The 20,104-nt window shown below is 60.1% G+C and carries 17 protein-coding genes; 14 read left to right on the forward strand and 3 right to left on the reverse strand.

Features of this window, described 5'->3' with window-relative positions; all coding sequences use genetic code 11:
* The first annotated feature begins 92 nt into the window (after window positions 1–92).
* Both argE and argA read left to right on the forward strand, forming a co-directional pair.
* Window positions 93–1,238 carry an acetylornithine deacetylase gene (argE, locus tag KKQ10_RS06715; protein WP_215500607.1) on the forward strand — a complete coding sequence of 382 codons (1,146 nt, stop codon included), beginning with the start codon at window positions 93–95 and terminating at the stop codon, window positions 1,236–1,238.
* Window positions 1,239–1,491: 253 nt separating this feature from the next.
* Window positions 1,492–2,790: an amino-acid N-acetyltransferase gene (gene argA / locus KKQ10_RS06720; protein ID WP_215500608.1), complete on the forward strand. Its 1,299-nt coding sequence runs from the start codon at window positions 1,492–1,494 to the stop codon at window positions 2,788–2,790.
* A 113-nt stretch (window positions 2,791–2,903) separates the two neighbouring features.
* Here the strand turns inward: argA and tauA are convergent, their stop codons facing one another.
* Window positions 2,904–3,893, reverse strand: a complete 990-nt coding sequence (gene tauA, locus KKQ10_RS06725) for a taurine ABC transporter substrate-binding protein (protein ID WP_215500770.1) — start codon at window positions 3,891–3,893, stop codon at window positions 2,904–2,906.
* 363 nt (window positions 3,894–4,256) lie between these two features.
* Here tauA and KKQ10_RS06730 point away from each other — a divergent pair, with 363 nt between their 5' ends.
* From KKQ10_RS06730 to KKQ10_RS06765, 8 genes are all read left to right on the forward strand, one after another.
* Entirely contained in the window at window positions 4,257–5,582 is a 1,326-nt protein-coding gene (locus KKQ10_RS06730; protein ID WP_215500609.1) for an OprD family porin, read from the forward strand.
* Window positions 5,583–5,877: 295 nt separating this feature from the next.
* The gene (locus KKQ10_RS06735; protein WP_215500610.1) at window positions 5,878–6,516 is read left to right on the forward strand and encodes a peroxiredoxin; all 639 of its coding nucleotides are present in this window, start codon (window positions 5,878–5,880) and stop codon (window positions 6,514–6,516) included.
* Window positions 6,517–6,832: 316 nt separating this feature from the next.
* Window positions 6,833–7,426: an NADPH-dependent FMN reductase gene (gene ssuE / locus KKQ10_RS06740; protein ID WP_027610508.1), complete on the forward strand. Its 594-nt coding sequence runs from the start codon at window positions 6,833–6,835 to the stop codon at window positions 7,424–7,426.
* A 101-nt stretch (window positions 7,427–7,527) separates the two neighbouring features.
* The gene (locus tag KKQ10_RS06745; RefSeq protein ID WP_215500611.1) at window positions 7,528–8,517 is read left to right on the forward strand and encodes a sulfonate ABC transporter substrate-binding protein; all 990 of its coding nucleotides are present in this window, start codon (window positions 7,528–7,530) and stop codon (window positions 8,515–8,517) included.
* Window positions 8,518–8,542: 25 nt separating this feature from the next.
* Window positions 8,543–9,691 carry an FMNH2-dependent alkanesulfonate monooxygenase gene (gene ssuD, locus KKQ10_RS06750; protein ID WP_011336452.1) on the forward strand — a complete coding sequence of 383 codons (1,149 nt, stop codon included), beginning with the start codon at window positions 8,543–8,545 and terminating at the stop codon, window positions 9,689–9,691.
* 8 nt (window positions 9,692–9,699) lie between these two features.
* On the forward strand, window positions 9,700–10,482 hold the full coding sequence (gene ssuC / locus KKQ10_RS06755) for an aliphatic sulfonate ABC transporter permease SsuC (RefSeq protein ID WP_215500612.1): 783 nt from the start codon (window positions 9,700–9,702) through the stop codon (window positions 10,480–10,482).
* Window positions 10,479–11,285, forward strand: a complete 807-nt coding sequence (gene ssuB, locus KKQ10_RS06760) for an aliphatic sulfonates ABC transporter ATP-binding protein (protein WP_215500613.1) — start codon at window positions 10,479–10,481, stop codon at window positions 11,283–11,285. The genes ssuC and ssuB overlap by 4 nt, the downstream gene beginning before the upstream one ends.
* A 106-nt stretch (window positions 11,286–11,391) precedes the next feature.
* Window positions 11,392–11,607 (forward strand): TOBE domain-containing protein, encoded by a 216-nt coding sequence (locus KKQ10_RS06765; protein ID WP_007967989.1) that lies wholly within the window; start codon window positions 11,392–11,394, stop codon window positions 11,605–11,607.
* A 139-nt stretch (window positions 11,608–11,746) separates the two neighbouring features.
* Here the strand turns inward: KKQ10_RS06765 and KKQ10_RS06770 are convergent, their stop codons facing one another.
* Together KKQ10_RS06770 and KKQ10_RS06775 are read right to left on the reverse strand one after the other, a co-directional pair.
* Window positions 11,747–12,373 carry a TetR/AcrR family transcriptional regulator gene (locus KKQ10_RS06770; protein ID WP_102354876.1) on the reverse strand — a complete coding sequence of 209 codons (627 nt, stop codon included), beginning with the start codon at window positions 12,371–12,373 and terminating at the stop codon, window positions 11,747–11,749.
* A 274-nt stretch (window positions 12,374–12,647) separates the two neighbouring features.
* Window positions 12,648–14,024: a glutamine synthetase family protein gene (locus KKQ10_RS06775; protein WP_123454445.1), complete on the reverse strand. Its 1,377-nt coding sequence runs from the start codon at window positions 14,022–14,024 to the stop codon at window positions 12,648–12,650.
* Between the two features lie 730 nt (window positions 14,025–14,754).
* Here KKQ10_RS06775 and KKQ10_RS06780 point away from each other — a divergent pair.
* The 4 genes from KKQ10_RS06780 to KKQ10_RS06795 all read left to right on the forward strand — a co-directional run bounded on the left by KKQ10_RS06780 (window position 14,755) and on the right by KKQ10_RS06795 (window position 20,100).
* Window positions 14,755–16,113 carry a glutamine synthetase family protein gene (locus tag KKQ10_RS06780; RefSeq protein WP_007967993.1) on the forward strand — a complete coding sequence of 453 codons (1,359 nt, stop codon included), beginning with the start codon at window positions 14,755–14,757 and terminating at the stop codon, window positions 16,111–16,113.
* A gap of 56 nt (window positions 16,114–16,169) precedes the next feature.
* Window positions 16,170–17,534: an aspartate aminotransferase family protein gene (locus KKQ10_RS06785; protein ID WP_127647985.1), complete on the forward strand. Its 1,365-nt coding sequence runs from the start codon at window positions 16,170–16,172 to the stop codon at window positions 17,532–17,534.
* Between the two features lie 171 nt (window positions 17,535–17,705).
* A complete protein-coding gene (locus tag KKQ10_RS06790; RefSeq protein ID WP_166221641.1) occupies window positions 17,706–18,815 on the forward strand; it encodes a polyamine ABC transporter substrate-binding protein in 1,110 nt (369 codons plus the stop codon).
* Window positions 18,816–19,002: 187 nt separating this feature from the next.
* Entirely contained in the window at window positions 19,003–20,100 is a 1,098-nt protein-coding gene (locus KKQ10_RS06795) for a polyamine ABC transporter substrate-binding protein (protein WP_127647983.1), read from the forward strand.
* Window positions 20,101–20,104: the final 4 nt, after the last annotated feature.

The raw sequence follows: 20,104 nt of genomic DNA on the forward strand, positions 1-20,104 counted from the left end.
TACAGGACTGATACGTCCTACGCCCTGCGGCGGTTTATTCCTGGCGCCGGATGGCTCTATGATGGACTTCAAACCGGGAGTTGGAGTCAGCGATGCCTTTGCCGTCCATGCAAGACCAGTTCGCTGCACTGATCGCCGCACCATCGGTCAGTTGCACCCAACCGAGCCTGGATCAGTCCAACCGGGCGGTGATCGATTTGCTCGCCGGATGGCTGGGTGATCTGGGCTTCAGTTGCGATATCCAACAGGTCAGCCCCGGTAAATTCAACCTGCTCGCCAGTTTCGGCAGCGGCCCCGGTGGCCTGGTCCTGGCCGGGCACAGCGACACGGTGCCTTACGACGAGGCGTTATGGCAGACCGATCCGCTGAAACTCACCGAAGTCGACGGCCGCTGGGTCGGGCTTGGCAGCTGTGACATGAAGGGCTTTTTCGCCCTGATCATCGAAGCCGTGCAACCGCTGCTCGATCAACCGTTCAAGCAACCGCTGCTGATTCTCGCCACCTGCGATGAAGAAAGCTCGATGTCCGGCGCCCGGGCGCTGGCCGAGGCCGGGCGTCCCATCGGGCGCGCGGCGGTGATCGGCGAGCCGACCGGGCTCAAACCGATCCGCATGCACAAAGGCATCATGATGGAGCGCATCGACATCCTCGGGCAGAGCGGCCACTCGTCGGATCCGCGTCTGGGCCACAGCGCCCTCGAAGCGATGCACGACGCCATCGGCGAGCTACGCGGCTTGCGCCTGTTGTGGCAGCGCGAATTCAGTAACCCGCAGTTCAGCGTGCCGCAACCGACCATGAACTTCGGCTGCATCCATGGTGGTGACAACCCCAACCGCATTTGCGGCCAGTGTTCGCTGGAGTTCGACCTGCGCCCGCTGCCGGGCATGGACCCGAAAGTCCTGCGTGCGGAGATTCTGCGCAAGCTCAATCCGGTGGCCGAGCGGCATCAGGTTAAGATCGACTACAAGCCGCTGTTCCCGGAAGTGCCGCCGTTCGAGCAGGCCGAAGACGCCGAACTGGTGCGCATCGCCGAGAAGCTCACCGGTCACAGTGCCGAAGCAGTAGCGTTCGGCACCGAAGCGCCTTATCTTCAGCGCCTTGGCTGCGAAACCATCGTGCTCGGCCCCGGCGACATCGCCTGTGCGCACCAGCCCGGCGAGTACCTTGAAATGTCACGTTTGCAGCCTACCGTGCATCTATTACGGCAGTTGATTGAACATTACTGCCTGAAGAGTTGAACGCATCCCTTGTAGGAGCTGCCGAAGGCTCGGGCCGCGATCGGACGATCTTTTGATTTTGTTTTGAAGATCAAAAGATCGCAGCCTGCGGCAGCTCCTACAGGGGTGAGCCGTTAAATTAGTGGTAATCCACCCCGTATTCATGAGGAGAGCGCGCGTGTCGCCAAGCCTGTTCCGACGATAACCATCAGCCCGCTGTGCGTTTTTCGTTTCGCCCTTTTTTCTGGCTGCTATTTATTACAGGCCCAGGTTCATGCCCGAATACGTCAATTGGCTTCGCCACGCGTCCCCTTACATCAATGCCCACCGCGATTGCACCTTCGTCGTCATGCTGCCCGGCGACGGCGTGGAGCATCCGAACTTCGGCAACATCGTTCACGACCTCGTGCTGCTGCACAGCCTCGGCGTACGTCTGGTGCTGGTCCACGGTTCGCGCCCGCAAATTGAAACCCGTCTCGCCGCCCGCGGCCTGACCCCGCACTACCACCACGGCATGCGCATCACCGATGCGGCAACGCTGGAGTGCGTGATCGACGCGGTCGGTCAGTTACGCATCGCCATCGAAGCGCGGCTGTCGATGGACATGGCTTCGTCGCCGATGCAGGGCTCGCGTCTGCGGGTGGCCAGCGGCAACCTTGTTACCGCGCGGCCGATCGGCGTGCTCGAAGGCGTTGATTATCACCACACTGGTGAAGTGCGCCGGGTCGACCGCAAGGGCATCAATCGTCTGCTCGACGAGCGCTCCATCGTGCTGCTGTCGCCGCTGGGCTACTCGCCGACCGGTGAAATCTTCAACCTGGCTTGCGAAGACGTCGCCACTCGCGCCGCCATCGACCTGGGCGCAGACAAACTGCTGCTGTTCGGCGCTGACCTGGGTCTGATCGACGAAAGCGGCAAACTGGTGCGCGAACTGCGTCCGCAGCAGGTGCCGGCGCATCTGGCGCGTCTGGGCAACAACTATCAGGCCGAACTGCTGGATGCCGCTGCCGAAGCCTGCCGTGGCGGTGTCGCGCGCAGTCATATCGTCAGTTACGCCGAAGACGGCGCGCTGCTGACCGAGCTGTTCACCCGTGACGGTGGCGGTACGCTGGTGGCCCAGGAGCAATTCGAACTGGTGCGCGAGGCGGCGATTGAAGACGTCGGCGGTTTGCTCGACCTGATCAGTCCGCTGGAAGAGCAGGGGATTCTGGTGCGTCGCTCGCGTGAAGTGCTGGAGCGCGAGATCGAACAGTTCAGCGTGGTCGAGCGTGAAGGCATGATCATCGCCTGCGCGGCGCTGTATCAGATCGCCGATTCGGATGCTGGTGAGCTGGCGTGCCTGGCGGTGAACCCCGAGTACCGTCACGGCGGTCGCGGTGATGAGCTGCTGGAGCGCATCGAGACCCGCGCCCGGGAACAAGGCCTGAAAACCCTGTTCGTCCTCACCACCCGTACCGCGCACTGGTTCCGCGAACGCGGTTTCGAGCCCAGCAGCGTCGAGCGCCTGCCGGCGGCACGGGCGTCGCTGTACAACTATCAGCGCAACTCGAAGATCTTCGAAAAAACCCTGTAACTCTGGGGCTGCATGAGCTCCCTGTAGGAGCTGCCGCAGGCTGCGATCCTTTGATCTTGTTTTCAGTGAATCAAAAGATCGCAGCCCGCGGCAGCTCTTACAGGGTTTTGTGATTACTCAGTGATGTACTTCGCGCTGACGTAAGGCGAATAGTCCGGCAGCACCGTTTCAACCTTGCCCTGTTCCTTCAAAAACTTCGCCGTCTCACCAATCGCCTTGGCCGTGCCGCCGTCCAGCAGCGCGGTGGTTTGCTGTGCCTTGGCATCCGGGAAGGCTGAACCTGCGAGCAGCTCCGGAACGTCGGCCGCATTGGCACCGGTCAATTTGGCGATTTTCTGTACCGGCACCGAGTCGGCCGTCCAGCTGTCTTTATGGCTGGCGTAATCGGCAAACGCGTCTAGAGTGACCTTGGCAAACTTGGCCACCACTTCAGGGTGCTTCTCGGCGTAGTCCTTGCGGGCGACCCAGACTTCGAAGGTCGGCGCGCCCCATTGGCCGACTTGTGCGGCATCGGTCAGGGTTTTGCCGGTCTTGCGGATTTCTCCCAGCGCCGGCGACCAGACAAACGCACCGTCGATGTCTCCGCGCTTCCACGCGGCAGCGATTTCCGCTGGCTGCAGGTTCACCACTTTGACTTTGCTGGTGTCCAGGCCCCAGTGCTTGAGTGCGCCGAGCAGGCTGTAGTGGGAGGTGGAAACGAAGGGCGTGGCGATGGTCTTGCCGACCAGGTCCTGCGGAGTGTTGATCCCGCTACCGTTGCGCACGACCAGCGCCTCGGCGGCATTGATCTGCGCTGAAACGATGAATGCGACGATCGGCAGATTGCGCGAGGCGGCTGCTGCCAAAGGGCTGGAGCCAAGGTTGCCGATCTGCACATCGCCTGATGCGATGGCTGTCACAACTTCCGGACCACTGTTGAAGCGGCGCCAGTCGATGGGCTGGCCGATGGTGCTCTCGTAGGTGCCATCGGCCTGGGGGACTTTGCTCGGGTCGATACCGGTTTGGTAGCCGATGGTGAGGTTGGCGGCGTGGGCGGAGAAAGAAATTATTGCTGACACACAAACTGTAACAATTTGACTAGATAGTGCACGTTTGACCATGATGGCGTCGCCTTTTGGATAGGGTTTGACGTGTTTTAGATGCGTCAACGCTAATCGATCTAAAAAAAGGCAAACAAATACCATTTAGTAATTAGCTTAGTAGCCGATACCCTGTGTTGCGCTGCAGGTGGCCATTAATTAGCCATATGCCTGAATGGTATAAAAAAGAATGAAATAATTCTTTTTGGGGTTATCAGGAAAGTCAGTACTGTGCAGGGACCCAAATACTGCGATTAGACCTTGGTCGTAGACACACAAGGTTACGATTGACTTGTCAGTCACGCTCTGGCGCTAATCGCGAACCTACGGATCCGGGCATTCGACCAGGACCAGGAACACAAGAATTAGAAACGAGAGGAGCTTTACATGAACAAGTCCACCTTGGCCCTGGCTGTGGCCGTAGGGGTTTTGGCGCAGCAGGCAGGCGCCGCCGGTTTCATCGAAGACAGCAAGGCCACTCTGGGTCTGCGCAACTTCTACATCAACACCGACAACCGTGATGGCGCTGGCGCGAACAAGAACGAAGAGTGGGGCCAAGGCTTCGATCTGCGTTTCATCTCCGGCTACACCCAAGGCACCGTGCAGTTCGGTGTTGACGCGATCGGCCTGTACGGCGTGCGTCTGGACTCCAGCCCGGCCACCAGCGGCAACTCCTCCGGTACCGCTTCCGGCGGCACCGTGTTCCCAAGCGATGGCAACCGTGCCGTGCATGACTTCGCCAGCCTGGGCGTGACCGGCAAGGTCAAGATCTCCCAGACCGAACTGAAGGTCGGTACCCTGATGCCGAACAACCCGGTCATCAAGTACAACGACGGTCGCCTGCTGCCACAAACCTTCCAGGGCGAAGCGATCACCTCGAACGAGTTCAAGGATCTGACGCTGACTGCCGGTCAGGTTGAGGCCGTCAAGGGTCGTAACTCCAGCAACAACGAGAACATGTCGATTGCCGGTGCGAACGCCGGTTCGAACTACGACAAGGGCGTGTTCAGCAACAAGTTCTACTACGGTGGTGCAGACTACAAGGTCACTAAAGACCTGACCGCTTCGTACTACTACGGCGAGCTGAAAGACTTCTACTCGCAGAACTTCCTGGGTCTGGTACACAACTGGGGCATCGGCCCGGGCGTACTGAAAAGCGACCTGCGTTACTACCGCAGCCGTGACAACGGTGCCAACGGCGATACCGCTGCCTACTACACCAGCGGTTACTACGGTGGCAAAACCGTCAAGGGCAAGGTCGACAACGATCTGTACAGCTACCTGGCGCTGTACTCGGTTGAAGGTCACACCTTCGGTGCCGGCTACCAGTACACCAAAGGCGACAGCGACTTCCCTTGGCTGAACCAGGGTGACGGCTCGTCCAACAGCACCATCACCGACATGCAGATCCAGAAGTTCGCCCGTGCTGGCGAGCGTACCTGGCAGGCTCGCTACGGCTACGATTTCGCCAAGATCGGCGTTCCTGGCCTGACCGCCAACCTGATCTACCTGCGTGGTAACAACATCGACACTCCACTGGGCGAAAAAACCGAGTGGGAACGTGACCTGACCATCGGTTATGTGATTCCGGAAGGCCCGCTGAAAAACCTCGGCGTTGCCTGGAAAAACGCGATGTGGCGTACCGACCTGGCGAACACCCGTTCCCAGGACGAAAACCGCCTGATCGTCAGCTACTCGATCCCGCTGCTGTAATAGCGCGCTCAAGCGGCTGATGTAAAAAAAGCCCCGTCCGGCACCGTGCCGGACGGGGCTTTTGCATTTCGAGTCAGACTCACCCCCGTAAGCCCTTCCCGAAATTCCCCTCTTTTGCAGCTACTCAAGGCCTTCTCGAACCTTGAGGGCGATGTTCGTCGCGTTGTCGGCGAGCGTCCAGTGAACGATGTTTAATATTCCTTTAGATTCTAGATATCTAGTTATTTATTCTTTTTCATGATTGCGAATCCCGAGCTACAGTTGAGGTCTCGAACAACTCATCAGGAGCAGCACCATGAGCCTCAGACTCGGCGACATCGCCCCCGATTTCGAACAGGACTCCAGCGCCGGCAAGATTCGTTTTCACGAGTGGCTGGGCGATAGCTGGGGCGTGCTGTTCTCCCACCCGGCCGACTTCACCCCGGTGTGCACCACCGAGCTGGGCTTCACCGCCAAGCTCAAGGATGAGTTCAGCAAGCGCGGTGTCAAAGCCATCGCGCTGTCGGTCGACCCGGTGGACTCGCACCACAAGTGGATCGAAGACATCAACGAAACCCAGAACACGATCGTCAATCTCCCGATCCTGGCCGATGCCGATCGCAAGGTCTCCGATCTCTATGATCTGATCCACCCGAACGCCAGCGACACGCTGACCGTGCGTTCGCTGTTCGTGATCGATCCGAACAAAAAGATTCGTCTGACCATCACCTACCCGGCGAGCACCGGGCGCAACTTCCACGAGATCCTGCGGGTGATCGATTCGCTGCAACTCACCGATAACTACAAGGTGGCCACCCCGGCCAACTGGCAGGACGGTGAAGATGTGGTGATCGTGCCGTCGCTCAAGGATGAAGACGAGATCAAGCGGCGCTTCCCGAAAGGCTATCGCGCGGTGAAGCCGTACCTGCGCCTGACGCCGCAGCCGAACAAGTGAGTCAGTGAGATTTGCGGTGTGGCCGCCACCGCCATCGCGAGCAGGCTCACTCCTACATTTGGAATGCATTCCCCCTGTAGGAGTGAGCCTGCTCGCGATGGCGTTAGTCCAGTCACCATGGAACCACAAAGCAGGGGATTTCAGGCCGTTTCGACGGCCTTTTTTTCGTCCGCAGTTCGCCGAAACGTATATCTCTTAAACGCATAACCAAATGAATAAATATGATTTATGGATATATAAATCAGCTGGTAAGGTCACTCCATCGACGCGAGATCGCAACCCGCGAATCGCCTGTAACGCGCAAGGAATCGTCTGAATGCTGGTCGTCTCACTCGGTGGCAGTCCCAGCCAACGCTCCCGCTCCGGGGTGTTGCTGGAGCGCTCGCAACGCTGGTTGCAGGAGCAAGGGGTGGAAGTGGTGAGTTATCAGGTGCGGGACTTCCCGGCCGAAGACCTGCTCCACGCCCGCTTCGACAGCCCGAAGGTGCTCGACCTGCTGGCGCAGATTGAAAACGCCGACGGCCTGCTCATCGCCACGCCGGTCTACAAAGCGTCGTTTTCCGGCGCCCTGAAGACCGTGCTGGATCTGCTGCCGGAGCGCGCCCTGAATCACAAGATTGTTCTGCCGATGGCCACCGGCGGCAGCATCGCCCACATGCTGGTGGTCGATTACGCACTCAAGCCAGTGCTGTCGGCGTTGAAGGCCCAGGAAATGCTGCAAGGGATTTTCGCCGAGGACAGCCAGATCGCTTACGGCGAAGGCAGTGCCCAGGCGCAACTGGCGCCGGCGCTGGAGCAGCGTCTGCATGAAGCGCTGGATCAGTTTGTCAGTGCCATGGCCCGCCGGCCGAAACCGCTGGAGCCAGGCTTGTTGAATGAACGTTTGTTGAGTGCTCGCTGGAGCATTTAAGCCTGCGCTCCAGGCACATCGGAATTTGAAGTACTCACCTTACTCAGCCGTCAACGGCCAAGCAGGTGCAGCCAACACCCAACAGCAAAAAGGAGAGCGCGATGCGCACTGTATTTTTGCGTCGTGGTCTGGTCGCTCTGTTTGCTGCGGCTGTGTCCTTCGGCGCTATCACTCAAGCTCAGGCGCTTTCTACCCATGAAGGCGTGCTTCGGATCGGTTATCAGAAGTACGGCACGCTGGTGCTGCTCAAAGCCAAAGGCACGCTGGAAAAGCGTCTGGCCGCTCAAGGCGTGGACGTGCAATGGACTGAGTTCCCCGGTGGCCCGCAACTGCTCGAAGGCCTGAACGTCGGCTCGATCGACTTCGGCGTGACCGGCGAAACCCCACCGGTGTTCGCCCAGGCGGCTGGTGCTGATTTGCTCTACGTGGCCTACGAGCCACCGGCGCCGAACAGCGAAGCGATCCTCGTGCCGAAGGACTCGCCGATCAAATCGGTGGCCGATCTCAAGGGCAAGAAAGTCGTGCTGAACAAAGGTTCCAACGTGCACTACCTGTTGGTGCGCGCGCTGGAAGACGCCGGCCTCAGATACTCCGACATTCAGACCGTATTTCTGCCGCCGGCCGATGCCCGCGCTGCGTTCGAACGTGGCAGCGTCGACGCCTGGGTCATCTGGGATCCGTACCAGGCCGCTGCCGAGAAGCAGTTGCAAGCGCACACCCTGCGTGACGGCAAAGGCATTGTCGACAACCACCAGTTCTATCTCGCGACCAAGCCTTACGCCCAGAAAAATCCCGAGGTGATCAAGACCCTCGTTGAAGAAGTGCGCGCTGTCGGCGAGTGGTCCAAAGCCAACCCTGAAGACGTGACTCAACAAGTCGCGCCGCTGCTCGGTCTGCCGGCGGACATCACCCTGACCTCGGTGAAACGCCAGGGCTACGGTGCGCTGTTCCTGACCCCGGAAGTGGTCGCCGCGCAGCAGAAAATCGCCGACACCTTCTACCAGCTCAAGCTGATTCCCAAGCCGTTGAGCATCCAGAATGTGATCTGGACACCACCGGCCGCTGTGGCCCAAAGCTCCCAAGCCCGGTAATTCGAATCCCCAAGGAGACCACTCCATGAGCCTCAACATCTTCTGGTTCCTGCCTACTCACGGCGACGGCCATTACCTTGGCACCGCCGAAGGCGCCCGCGCCGTTGATCACGGTTATTTGCAACAGGTTGCGCAAGCGGCGGATCGCCTGGGTTTTGGCGGCGTGCTGATTCCCACCGGCCGCTCCTGCGAAGACTCGTGGCTGGTGGCCGCGTCGCTGATCCCGGTGACTCAGCGCCTGAAGTTCCTGGTCGCCCTGCGCCCCGGGATCATTTCCCCGACGGTCGCGGCGCGGCAGGCAGCCACGCTGGATCGCTTGTCTGGCGGTCGTGCGCTGTTCAACCTGGTGACCGGTGGTGACCCGGAAGAGTTGGCCGGCGACGGGCTGTTCCTCGATCACGAGGCGCGCTATCAGGCCTCGGTGGAGTTCACCCGCATCTGGCGTCGGGTGCTGGAAGGTGAAACCGTCGATTACGACGGCGAACACATCAGCGTGAAAGGCGCGAAATTGCTCTATCCGCCGATCCAGCAACCGCGCCCGCCGCTGTACTTTGGTGGTTCGTCGGAAGCGGCGCAGGACCTGGCCGCCGAACAGGTCGAGATGGTCCTGACCTGGGGCGAGCCACCAGCAGCGGTGGCCGAGAAGATCGAACAAGTGCGCGCCAAAGCCGCCAAGCTCGGACGCACCGTGCGCTTCGGCATTCGTCTGCATGTGATCGTGCGGGAAACCAACGCTGAAGCCTGGCAAGCGGCAGACCGCCTGATCTCCCATCTGGACGACGACACCATCAAACGTGCGCAGGCCTCGCTGGCGCGTTTCGATTCGGTTGGTCAGCAACGCATGGCCGCGCTGCACGGTGGCAGTCGCGACAACCTCGAAGTCAGCCCGAATCTGTGGGCCGGCGTCGGACTGGTGCGCGGTGGGGCCGGTACTGCGCTGGTCGGCGACGGCCCGACCGTGGCGGCGCGGGTGAAGGAGTACGCGGATCTGGGTATCGACACCTTTATCTTCTCTGGTTATCCACATCTCGAAGAGTCGTACCGTGTCGCCGAACTGCTGTTCCCGCACCTCGACGTCGAGCGCCCGGAACTGCCGAAAAGCGCCGGGTACGTCAGCCCGTTTGGCGAGATGGTCGCCAACGACATTCTTCCCAAAGCCGCGTCGCAGAGCTGAGGCGCGCCATGAAGAAACTCATCCACAGCCTCGCACCCTGGGCGTTGCCGGTGCTCTTGCTGGCGGTGTGGCAGTTGTCGGTGTCGGCCGGTTGGTTGTCGACGCGGATCCTGCCGGCGCCGGTGGCGGTGATCGAGGCCGGCGTCAGTCTGGTACGCAGCGGCGAGATCTGGACCCACCTGGCAATCAGCGGCTGGCGTGCGGCGCTGGGCTTCACCATCGGCGGCAGCATCGGTCTGGTACTGGGCTTTATCACCGGCCTGTCGCAGTGGGGCGAACGCCTGCTCGATAGTTCGGTACAGATGATCCGCAACGTGCCGCACCTGGCGCTGATTCCGCTGGTGATCCTGTGGTTCGGCATCGACGAGTCGGCGAAGATTTTCCTGGTGGCGTTGGGCACGTTGTTCCCGATTTACCTCAACACCTACCACGGCATCCGCAACGTCGATCCGGCGCTGGTGGAGATGGCGCGCAGTTATGGTTTGAGCGGTTTCAGCCTGTTCTGGCAGGTAATTCTGCCGGGGGCGCTGCCGTCGATTCTGGTCGGTGTGCGCTTCGCGCTGGGCTTCATGTGGCTGACGCTGATCGTGGCGGAAACCATTTCCGCCAGCTCCGGCATCGGCTATCTGGCGATGAATGCCCGCGAGTTTTTGCAGACCGACGTGGTGGTGCTGGCGATCCTGCTTTACGCGGTGCTCGGCAAACTGGCCGACCTCGCTGCCCGTGGACTTGAGCGCGTGTGGCTGCGCTGGCATCCGGCCTATCAGGTTGCCAAGGGAGGTGCGGCATGACCGCTCAACAGCCTCCACGCCTGCTGCGCGGGATTCCGCTGGTGGTGCGCAACCTGCAGAAAACCTTCGGTGCGCGGCAGGTGCTGCGCGACATCGACCTGCACATTCCGGCGGGGCAATTCGTCGCCGTGGTCGGGCGCAGCGGTTGCGGCAAGAGCACCTTGCTGCGCTTGCTCGCCGGCCTCGATCAACCGACTGGCGGCGAGCTGCTGGCCGGCGCCGCACCGCTGAGCGATGCGCGCGAAGACACCCGGCTGATGTTTCAGGAAGCACGGCTGCTGCCGTGGAAAAAGATCATCGACAACGTCGGTCTTGGCCTCAAGGGCAACTGGCGCCCACAGGCACTGGCAGCGCTGGAAGCGGTCGGTCTGGCCGATCGCGCCAACGAGTGGCCGGCCGCCTTGTCCGGCGGCCAGAAGCAGCGTGTAGCTCTGGCCCGGGCGCTGATCCACCAACCGCGCCTGCTGCTGCTCGACGAGCCGCTCGGTGCGCTGGACGCCCTGACCCGGATCGAGATGCAGCAACTGATCGAACGCCTGTGGCAGCAGCACGGCTTCACGGTGCTGCTGGTGACCCACGACGTCAGCGAGGCGGTAGCGATTGCCGACCGAGTGATTCTGATCGAGGACGGCGAAGTCGGTCTCGATCTGCAAGTGGAGTTGCCGCGACCTCGGGTGCGTGGTTCGCATCGACTGGCGACGCTGGAAACCGAAGTGCTCAACCGTGTTCTCTCCCTGCCCGGCGAACCGCCGGAGCCGGAACCCGTTTCACCCCTGCCTACGCAATTGCGTTGGGCGCAATGAAGCAGCTTCAAGCGGCAAGCTACAAGCCTCAAGTAAAAGCGCTGTGCTTTTGCTTGCCGCTTGAAACTCGCAACTTGCAGCTTATTTCGACCCCAGGAGAAATATCATGACTATCAAAGCCATCAACGTGCGCAACCAGTTCAAAGGCTCGATCAAGGAGATCGTTCTCGGCGACGTGCTGTCGGAAATCGACGTGCAGACCGCCTCCGGCATTGTCACTTCAGTGATCACCACCCGTTCGGTCAAGGAGCTGGAACTGGCGGTGGGCAGCGAGGTGATCGCCTTCGTGAAATCCACCGAGGTGTCGATCGCCAAGTTGTAAGTCAGTGAGTAAAAAACAACCCCGAAAGGCGTGAGCCCTTCGGGGTTTTTCTTTTTGAAGATCAAAAGATCGCAGCCTTCGGTGTAGCTCCTACAAGGGAGTGCGTGCTCCTGTAGGAGCTGCCGGAGGCTGCGATCTTTTAGCGTTTAGGCAGATAAGGCGGCAGATACAGGCCGATATAGGCATCAAACACCCGCATTCCTTCCTCGGCCATGCGCGGCGTAATCTGCCCATGCTGCTGCACCGAGCGCGCATACACGCGGTCGCCCAGTTCCATCGCCAGGGCAAACACGTCGACATCGCTCGGCAGTCGCGGCAATTCGAAGTGGTGGTCGAACAGCTTGTGCATCAGGTCGCCCAGTTCGATGTCGTGCTGACGGTCGGCCTGGGTCACTTCGGTCAGGCCGTGCTGAGCGAGAATCAACTGGCGGGCGGCGGCGTCTTCGTCGTAGATCTCCAGCATCCGCTCCTCGACCAGTCGTGACAGGTCGCGCCAGTCGCGCAGGGCATCGTGGTCGATCGGTGCTTGCAGGCAGGCGCGAAAGGCCGCGTGCACATCGGCGGTCAGCGCTTCGAGCAGCGCCGGCACGCTGGCGAAGAAGTGGTACACGGAGGAGGGCGGAATCTGCGCGCGTTCGGCCACACTGTAAATCGACAGGCTGGCCACACCCTCGGCGGCCAGCAGCGTGCGTGCGGCATCGAGTATCGAATCGATTCGCGCCTGGCTGCGGGCACGGGGTTTGCGGACGGGGGCGGGACGCGTCATGGAAGTCTCCTGCGGGGCAGCGGGCATTGTACGCGGAGCGCCTGCCCCGAGTGCAACACAGTCCTTGTGGCGAGGGAGCTTGCTCCCGCTCGGCTGCGCAGCAGTCGTAAAACCAGACGACCTGTTTTTCCTGACATACCGAGTCGCAGGGGCTTGGGGCTGCTGCGCAACCCAGCGGGAGCAAGCTCCCTCGCCACAAGGGGATTATGTTCGGCCATAAAAAAACGCCGCTGGCTGCGAGAGCCAACGGCGTTCCTTTTGGCGCTGCAACCGCTTAAACGGTATGCAGGTACCAGTTGTACTCGAGGTCGGAGATGGAGTGTTCGAACTCCTCCAGCTCGCTCTCTTTACAGGCGACGAAGATATCGATGTATTTCGGATCGATGTACTTGGCCATCACCTCGCTGTCGTCCAGCTCGCGCAGGGCATCGCGCAAGTTGTTCGGCAGGCTTTGTTCGTTCTGCTCGTAGCTGTTGCCTTCGACCGGAGCGCCCGGCTCGATCTTGTTGGTCAGGCCGTGATGCACGCCCGCCAGAACCGAAGCCATCAGCAGGTACGGGTTGGCGTCGGCGCCGGCCACGCGGTGTTCGATACGCACGGCATCGGCAGAGCCGGTCGGTACGCGGATCGCCACGGTGCGGTTGTCCAGGCCCCAGCATGGCGAGTTCGGCACGTAGAACTGTGCGCCGAAACGACGGTACGAGTTGACGTTAGGGCACAGGAACGCCATTTGGGCGGGCAGGGTCTCGAGCACACCGCCGATCGCGTGACGCAATGCGGCGTTCTGCTCGGGATCCTCGCTGGCAAAGATATTCTTGCCGGCCTTGTCCAGGATCGAAATGTGTACGTGCAAACCGTTGCCTGCCTGGCCTGGATAAGGCTTGGCCATGAAGGTGGTGTCCATTTCATGGTCGTAGGCGATGTTCTTGATCAGACGCTTGAGCAGGACCGCGTAGTCGCACGCCTTGATCGGGTCGGCGACGTGGTGCAGGTTCACTTCGAACTGCGCCGGGGCACTTTCCTTGACGATGGCGTCGGCCGGGATGCCTTGCTCTTTGGCGCCTTCCAGAATGTCCTGGAGGCAGTCGACGTATTCGTCGAGGTCGTCGATCAGGTAGACCTGAGTCGAGTGCGGGCGTTTGCCGGAGATCGGCGAGCGTGGCGGCTGTGGACGGCCGTTCACGTTCTCCTGGTCGATCAGGTAGAACTCCAGCTCGAAGGCTGCGCAGATGGTCAAGCCCAGCTCGTCAAACTTTGCAACAACTTGACGGAGCACTTCGCGTGGATCGGCGAAAAACGGGTCACCTTCGAGTTCGTGCATGGTCATCAACAGTTGCGCGGTCGGGCGCTTCTGCCATGGCTCGTTGCACAGGGTATCGGGGATTGGATAGCAGATCCGGTCGGCGTCGCCGATGTCCAGACCCAGGCCGGTGCTTTCCACCGTAGAGCCATTGATATCCAGAGCAAATAGAGAGGCCGGCAGGTTGATGCCTTTCTCGTAAACCTTGTGGAGGCTGGTGCGTTCGATGCGCTTGCCGCGCACCACACCATTCATATCCGCAATCAGAAGGTCAACGTACAGAACCTCAGGATGTTCCTTAAGGAACGCGTTCGCTTCGTTAAGCTGAACGGCACGCGGGGGTACCGACATGATGCAACACCTTTGTTGTTAAAAATATCAATCATTGATCTTTTCTGGTTTCAGTCAACCCGAACGGCATGCCGAAGTCAAGCGAGGCCTTTTTTGCCCTAAAAAAGCGCTACGAGGGCATTTATGGGGCACTTTGGGGCGATTTTTTGTCCTTGGGACGCTTGGCACCCGCGGGCTTGAGCAGGCCGTGTTGTATTTTTTACGGGGGTGTTGTGTAAAAAAATGAACAAGGCTAAGCTCGGATCAAACCCATAACAGCAATAATACCGGGGTGCTTCATGTCTCGCCTGCCGTTAATCGGCATCACCGACTGCTCGCAACAGTCCGGTCTGCATGCTCAACACATCAGTGGCGACAAATCCGTCCGTAGCGCAGCCAACAAGGCTCGCGGTCTGTCGACAAGGTTCTCGTCGGCAGCAGCCAGAACGGCAGCGTCCGTTATTCTGGACGTACGGCCAAGCATCCTGTTTATGGCGTCTCCTTCCAATATAGATCTCTTTGAGTCTCAAAGCCTGTGCCGCTTCCCAAGCCGTGCTCATGATTCTGCACGCCTTGAATGTGCACAGGAAATGCAACGCCAGCGTAAAGGGCAGGTAAGCTCCTCTTTCATTGTCGATGCGCGGTGCCGGGCGTAAGCCGGCACTGCGCGCAAGCAAGCCCCCTTTAACGCGACGCCACGGCGTCAAACTTTGCCTGACACGATGTCAGGAGACTCAGCCCAGAGGCATTTATGAGTAACAACCTCGACCAGCTCACCGATTGGTTGAAAGACCACAAGATCACAGAAGTCGAATGCATGATCGGCGACTTGACCGGTATCACCCGGGGCAAGATCTCGCCGACCAACAAGTTCATCGCCGAAAAGGGCATGCGCCTGCCAGAGAGTGTGCTGCTGCAGACCGTGACTGGCGATTACGTCGAAGACGACATCTATTACGAACTGCTCGACCCGGCCGACATCGACATGATCTGCCGCCCCGACCAGAACGCCGTGTATCTGGTGCCGTGGGCCATCGAGCCGACCGCCCAGGTGATTCACGACACCTACGACAAGCAAGGCAACCCGATCGAGCTGTCGCCACGCAACGTGCTCAAGAAAGTCCTGAAACTCTATGCCGACAAGGGCTGGCAGCCGATCGTGGCGCCGGAAATGGAGTTCTACCTGACCAAGCGCAGTGACGACCCTGACTATCCGTTGCAGCCGCCGATTGGTCGCTCGGGCCGTCCGGAAATCGGTCGTCAGTCGTTCTCCATCGAAGCGGCGAACGAATTCGACCCGTTGTTCGAAGACGTCTACGACTGGTGCGAACTGCAGGAACTGGACCTCGACACGCTGATCCACGAAGACGGCACGGCGCAGATGGAGATCAACTTCCGTCACGGCGACGCACTGTCGCTGGCCGACCAGATCCTGGTGTTCAAGCGCACCATGCGTGAGGCGGCGCTCAAGCACGACGTGGCTGCGACTTTCATGGCCAAGCCGATGACCGGTGAGCCGGGCAGCGCCATGCACCTGCACCAGAGCATCATCGACATCGAGACCGGCAAGAACGTGTTCTCCAATGAAGACGGGACCATGAGCCAGCTGTTCCTGCACCACATTGGTGGCCTGCAGAAACTGATCCCCGAACTGCTGCCGCTGTTCGCGCCGAACGTCAACTCGTTCCGCCGCTTCCTGCCGGACACCTCGGCGCCGGTGAACGTGGAGTGGGGCGAAGAGAACCGCACCGTGGGCCTGCGTGTACCGGATGCCGGCCCGCAGAACCGTCGCGTGGAAAACCGCCTGCCGGGCGCCGACGCCAACCCGTACCTGGCGATTGCCGCGAGCCTGCTCTGCGGCTACATCGGCATGGTCGAGGGCCTCAACCCGAGCGCGCCGGTCGTTGGCCGTGGCTATGAACGTCGCAATCTGCGCCTGCCGCTGACCATCGAGGACGCACTGGAGCGCATGGAAAACAGCGCGACCATCGAGAAATACCTGGGCAAGACCTTCATCACCGGCTACGTCGCGGTAAAACGGGCCGAGCATGAAAACTTCAAGCGCGTGATCAGTTCCTGGGAGCGTGAGTACCTGCTCTTCGCCGTCTGATACGCCGGGCGCGGCTGGCAGCAGCCGTGCCTTCACCGATAACAAGGAGAATTGGCATGACCAGCAACAACCCGCAAACCCGTGAGTGGCAAGCCCTGAGCAGCGATCACCACCTGGCCCCGTTCAGCGACTTCAAGCAGCTGAAAGAGAAGGGCCCACGGATCATCACCAACGCCAAGGGCGTGTACCTGTGGGACAGCGAAGGCAACAAGATCCTCGATGGCATGGCGGGTCTGTGGTGCGTGGCGATCGGTTATGGCCGCGATGAACTGGCTGACGCAGCCGCGAAGCAAATGCGCGAACTGCCTTACTACAACCTGTTCTTCCAGACCGCGCACCCGCCGGCACTGGAACTGGCCAAGGCCATCGCCGACGTAGCGCCGCAAGGCATGAACCACGTGTTCTTCACCGGCTCCGGCTCCGAAGGCAACGACACCATGCTGCGCATGGTTCGTCACTACTGGGCGATCAAGGGCCAGCCGAACAAGAAAGTCATCATCAGCCGCAAGAACGGTTATCACGGTTCCACCGTGGCCGGCGCGAGCCTGGGCGGCATGACTTATATGCACGAACAGGGCGATTTGCCGATTCCGGGCATCGTTCACATCGCGCAGCCGTACTGGTTCGCCGAGGGCGGCGACATGTCGCCGGAAGAGTTCGGCATCTGGGCGGCCAATCAGCTGGAAGAGAAGATTCTCGAAGTCGGCGTGGATAACGTCGGCGCCTTCATTGCCGAGCCGATCCAGGGCGCCGGCGGCGTGATCATTCCGCCAGACACCTACTGGCCGCGCATCAAGGAAATCCTCGCCAAGTACGACATCCTGTTCGTGGCGGACGAAGTGATCTGTGGTTTCGGCCGTACCGGTCAATGGTTCGGTTCGGATTTCTACGATCTGAAGCCAGACATGATGACCATCGCCAAAGGCCTGACGTCCGGCTACATCCCGATGGGTGGCCTGATCGTGCGCGACGAAGTGGTGAAAGTGCTCAATGAAGGCGGCGACTTCAACCACGGCTTCACCTACTCGGGGCACCCGGTGGCGGCGGCGGTGGGTCTGGAAAACATCCGGATTCTGCGCGACGAGAAAATTATCGAGAACGTACGCAACGAAACGGCACCGTATTTGCAGAAACGTCTGCGCGAACTCAACGATCACCCGTTGGTGGGTGAAGTACGCGGAGTCGGTCTGCTGGGGGCGATCGAGCTGGTGCAGGACAAGGCCACTCGCAAGCGTTACGAAGGCCGGGGTGTGGGCATGATCTGCCGGCAGTTCTGCTTCGATAACGGCCTGATCATGCGCGCCGTGGGCGACACCATGATCATTGCGCCGCCGCTGGTGATCAGCAAGGCGGAGATTGATGAGCTGGTTACAAAGGCACGCAAGTGTCTGGATCTGACTCTCAGTGCGTTGCAGGCCTAAGTGCTAGGCTTCGAGCGGGGAAGCTGCGGCGCTCTCGCTCGAAGGTGTCAGAAAGGTGGGCCTTTTCTTGAAAGACCGCCTCCGATCTTGCCAGACTAGCCGCGGTTCCAGTTGTCGGGGTTCGGCCGCTGAACAAAGTGGTTCAAAAAAGAAAAATTTGGAGCATGACGCATGAAGGCATTAGGTAAAAAGCTTGCTGGCAAGACTCTTCTCGCGCTGTCCGTAGCGGGCATGATGGCGGGTGCGGTTCACGCGGATGACAAAGTGCTGCACGTTTACAACTGGTCCGACTACATCGCGCCGGACACCATCGCCAACTTCGAGAAAGAGTCCGGGATCAAAGTCGTCTACGACGTATTCGACAGCAACGAAACCCTGGAAGCCAAACTGCTGGCGGGCAAGTCCGGTTACGACGTCGTTGTGCCGTCGAACAACTTCCTGGCCAAGCAGATCAAGGCTGGCGTTTACCAGGAGCTGGACCAGTCCAAGCTGCCTAACTGGAAGAACCTGAACCAGGACCTGCTCAAGGCCGTGTCGGTCAGCGACCCGGGCAACAAGCACGCCTTCCCGTACATGTGGGGCTCGATCGGCATCGGTTACAACCCGGAGAAGGTCAAGGCTGCGCTGGGCGTCGACACCATCGACTCGTGGGACGTGCTGCTCAAGCCGGAAAACATCGCCAAGCTCAAGGGCTGCGGCGTGAGCTTCCTCGATTCGCCGACCGAAATGCTCCCGGTCGCGCTGCATTACCTGGGCCTGCCTACCGACAGCCAGAAGAAAGAAGACATCAAGAAAGCCGAGGAGCTGTTCCTCAAGATTCGTCCTTCGATCACCTACTTCCACTCCTCCAAGTACATCTCGGACCTGGCCAACGGCAACATCTGCGTAGCGGTCGGCTACTCGGGTGACGTGCAGCAGGCCAAGTCCCGTGCCGCCGAGGCTGGTGACAAGGTCAAAGTCAGCTACGCCATTCCGAAAGAAGGCGCTGGCAGCTTCTTCGACATGGTCGCCATCCCTAAAGATGCCGAAAACGTTGAAGGCGCCTACAAGTTCATGACCTTCCTGCAGAAGCCTGAAGTCATGGCCGGCATCACCAACGCCGTACGCTTCCCGAACGGTAACGCCGCTGCAACACCTCTGGTAGAGAAAGACATCACCAGCGATCCAGGCATCTACCCGCCAGCCGACGTGCAGGCCAAGCTGTATGCCATCGCCGATCTGCCAGCGGCTACCCAGCGTGAAATGACCCGCAGCTGGACCAAGATCAAATCCGGTAAATAAGCCGGTTTGAAGCAGCAACCGCTGGCCGTCGTCCCCGCGAAGGCGGCCAGCGGATCAATTAAATGTCAGGAAGTTTTGCAGGAACGGTTTTTCGAGGGTAAGTTGCGCGCCGGTTTTGTTGCCGGGCAGCCATGGCTGTCATGTAACGCGGGGCAACTTGGGCCCAACTAATTTAGAGGACCTCCACTTGCCTATTTTTTCTTCTTTGCGCAAAGCCCTGCTGGCCACTGCCGGCCTGACGATCGCTGTCGGAGCCCAGGCCGCCGGTACGGTGCATATTTATAACTGGTCGGATTACATCGGCGAGACCACCCTGGCCGACTTCCAGAAAGAAACCGGGATCAAACCGGTTTACGACGTGTTCGATTCCAACGAAACCCTGGAAGGCAAGCTGCTGGCCGGGCGTACCGGTTACGACGTGGTCGTGCCGTCGAACCACTTCCTCGGCAAGCAGATCAAGGCGGGCGCGTTCCAGAAGCTCGACAAGGCGCAGTTGCCGAACTATTCGAATCTCGATCCGGTGCTGCTCAAGCGCCTGGAGCAGAACGACCCGGGCAACCTCTACGCCGTGCCGTACCTGTGGGGCACCAACGGCATCGGCTACAACGTCGACAAGGTCAAAGCCGTGCTCGGTATCGACAAGATCGATTCCTGGAGCGTGTTGTTCGAGCCTGAAAACATCAAGAAGCTGCACAGCTGCGGCGTAGCGTTCCTCGACTCGGCGGATGAAATGATGCCGACCGTGCTCAACTACATGGGCCTGAACGCCAACAGCACCAATCCCAAGGACTACGCCAAGGCCACCGACAAACTGCTTGCCGTGCGCCCTTACGTGACCTACTTCCACTCCTCGAAATACATCGGCGATCTGGCCAACGGCGACATCTGCGTGGCCATCGGTTTCTCCGGTGACATCTTCCAGGCCAAGCACCGTGCCGAAGAAGCCAAGAAAGGCGTGAACATCGCCTACTCGATTCCGAAAGAGGGCGGCGCGCTGTGGTTCGACATGCTGGCGATTCCGAAAGACTCGTCCAACGTCAAGGAAGCCCACGCCTTTATCAACTATTTGCTGAAACCTGAGGTGATCGCCCAGGTCAGTGATTACGTCGGTTACGCCAACCCCAACCCGGGTTCGGACAAGCTGATGGAACAGTCCATCCGCACCGATGAAGCGGTTTATCCGCCGCAGGCAGTCCTCGACAAGACATACGTGTCGGTCGAGTTGCCAGCCAATATTCAGCGTTTGATGACCCGTAGCTGGACCAAGGTCAAGTCGGGCAAGTAAGGCA

Origin of the sequence: Pseudomonas sp. MG-9 (assembly GCF_018729515.1) — a bacterium.
Lineage (GTDB): Bacteria > Pseudomonadota > Gammaproteobacteria > Pseudomonadales > Pseudomonadaceae > Aquipseudomonas > Aquipseudomonas serboccidentalis.

What these genes read in the sequence shown, in the direction of transcription:
- KKQ10_RS06775 (WP_123454445.1), bottom strand. Translation starts at nt 14,024, where the DNA reads ATGTCGGTACCCCCGCGTGCCGTTCAGCTTAACGAAGCGAACGCGTTC.
- ssuC (WP_215500612.1), top strand. Translation starts at nt 9,700, where the DNA reads ATGAAGAAACTCATCCACAGCCTCGCACCCTGGGCGTTGCCGGTGCTC.
- ssuD (WP_011336452.1), top strand. Translation starts at nt 8,543, where the DNA reads ATGAGCCTCAACATCTTCTGGTTCCTGCCTACTCACGGCGACGGCCAT.
- ssuE (WP_027610508.1), top strand. Translation starts at nt 6,833, where the DNA reads ATGCTGGTCGTCTCACTCGGTGGCAGTCCCAGCCAACGCTCCCGCTCC.
- KKQ10_RS06785 (WP_127647985.1), top strand. Translation starts at nt 16,170, where the DNA reads ATGACCAGCAACAACCCGCAAACCCGTGAGTGGCAAGCCCTGAGCAGC.
- KKQ10_RS06770 (WP_102354876.1), bottom strand. Translation starts at nt 12,373, where the DNA reads ATGACGCGTCCCGCCCCCGTCCGCAAACCCCGTGCCCGCAGCCAGGCG.
- KKQ10_RS06735 (WP_215500610.1), top strand. Translation starts at nt 5,878, where the DNA reads ATGAGCCTCAGACTCGGCGACATCGCCCCCGATTTCGAACAGGACTCC.
- KKQ10_RS06780 (WP_007967993.1), top strand. Translation starts at nt 14,755, where the DNA reads ATGAGTAACAACCTCGACCAGCTCACCGATTGGTTGAAAGACCACAAG.
- KKQ10_RS06730 (WP_215500609.1), top strand. Translation starts at nt 4,257, where the DNA reads ATGAACAAGTCCACCTTGGCCCTGGCTGTGGCCGTAGGGGTTTTGGCG.
- argE (WP_215500607.1), top strand. Translation starts at nt 93, where the DNA reads ATGCCTTTGCCGTCCATGCAAGACCAGTTCGCTGCACTGATCGCCGCA.
- KKQ10_RS06765 (WP_007967989.1), top strand. Translation starts at nt 11,392, where the DNA reads ATGACTATCAAAGCCATCAACGTGCGCAACCAGTTCAAAGGCTCGATC.
- argA (WP_215500608.1), top strand. Translation starts at nt 1,492, where the DNA reads ATGCCCGAATACGTCAATTGGCTTCGCCACGCGTCCCCTTACATCAAT.
- KKQ10_RS06745 (WP_215500611.1), top strand. Translation starts at nt 7,528, where the DNA reads ATGCGCACTGTATTTTTGCGTCGTGGTCTGGTCGCTCTGTTTGCTGCG.
- ssuB (WP_215500613.1), top strand. Translation starts at nt 10,479, where the DNA reads ATGACCGCTCAACAGCCTCCACGCCTGCTGCGCGGGATTCCGCTGGTG.
- KKQ10_RS06790 (WP_166221641.1), top strand. Translation starts at nt 17,706, where the DNA reads ATGAAGGCATTAGGTAAAAAGCTTGCTGGCAAGACTCTTCTCGCGCTG.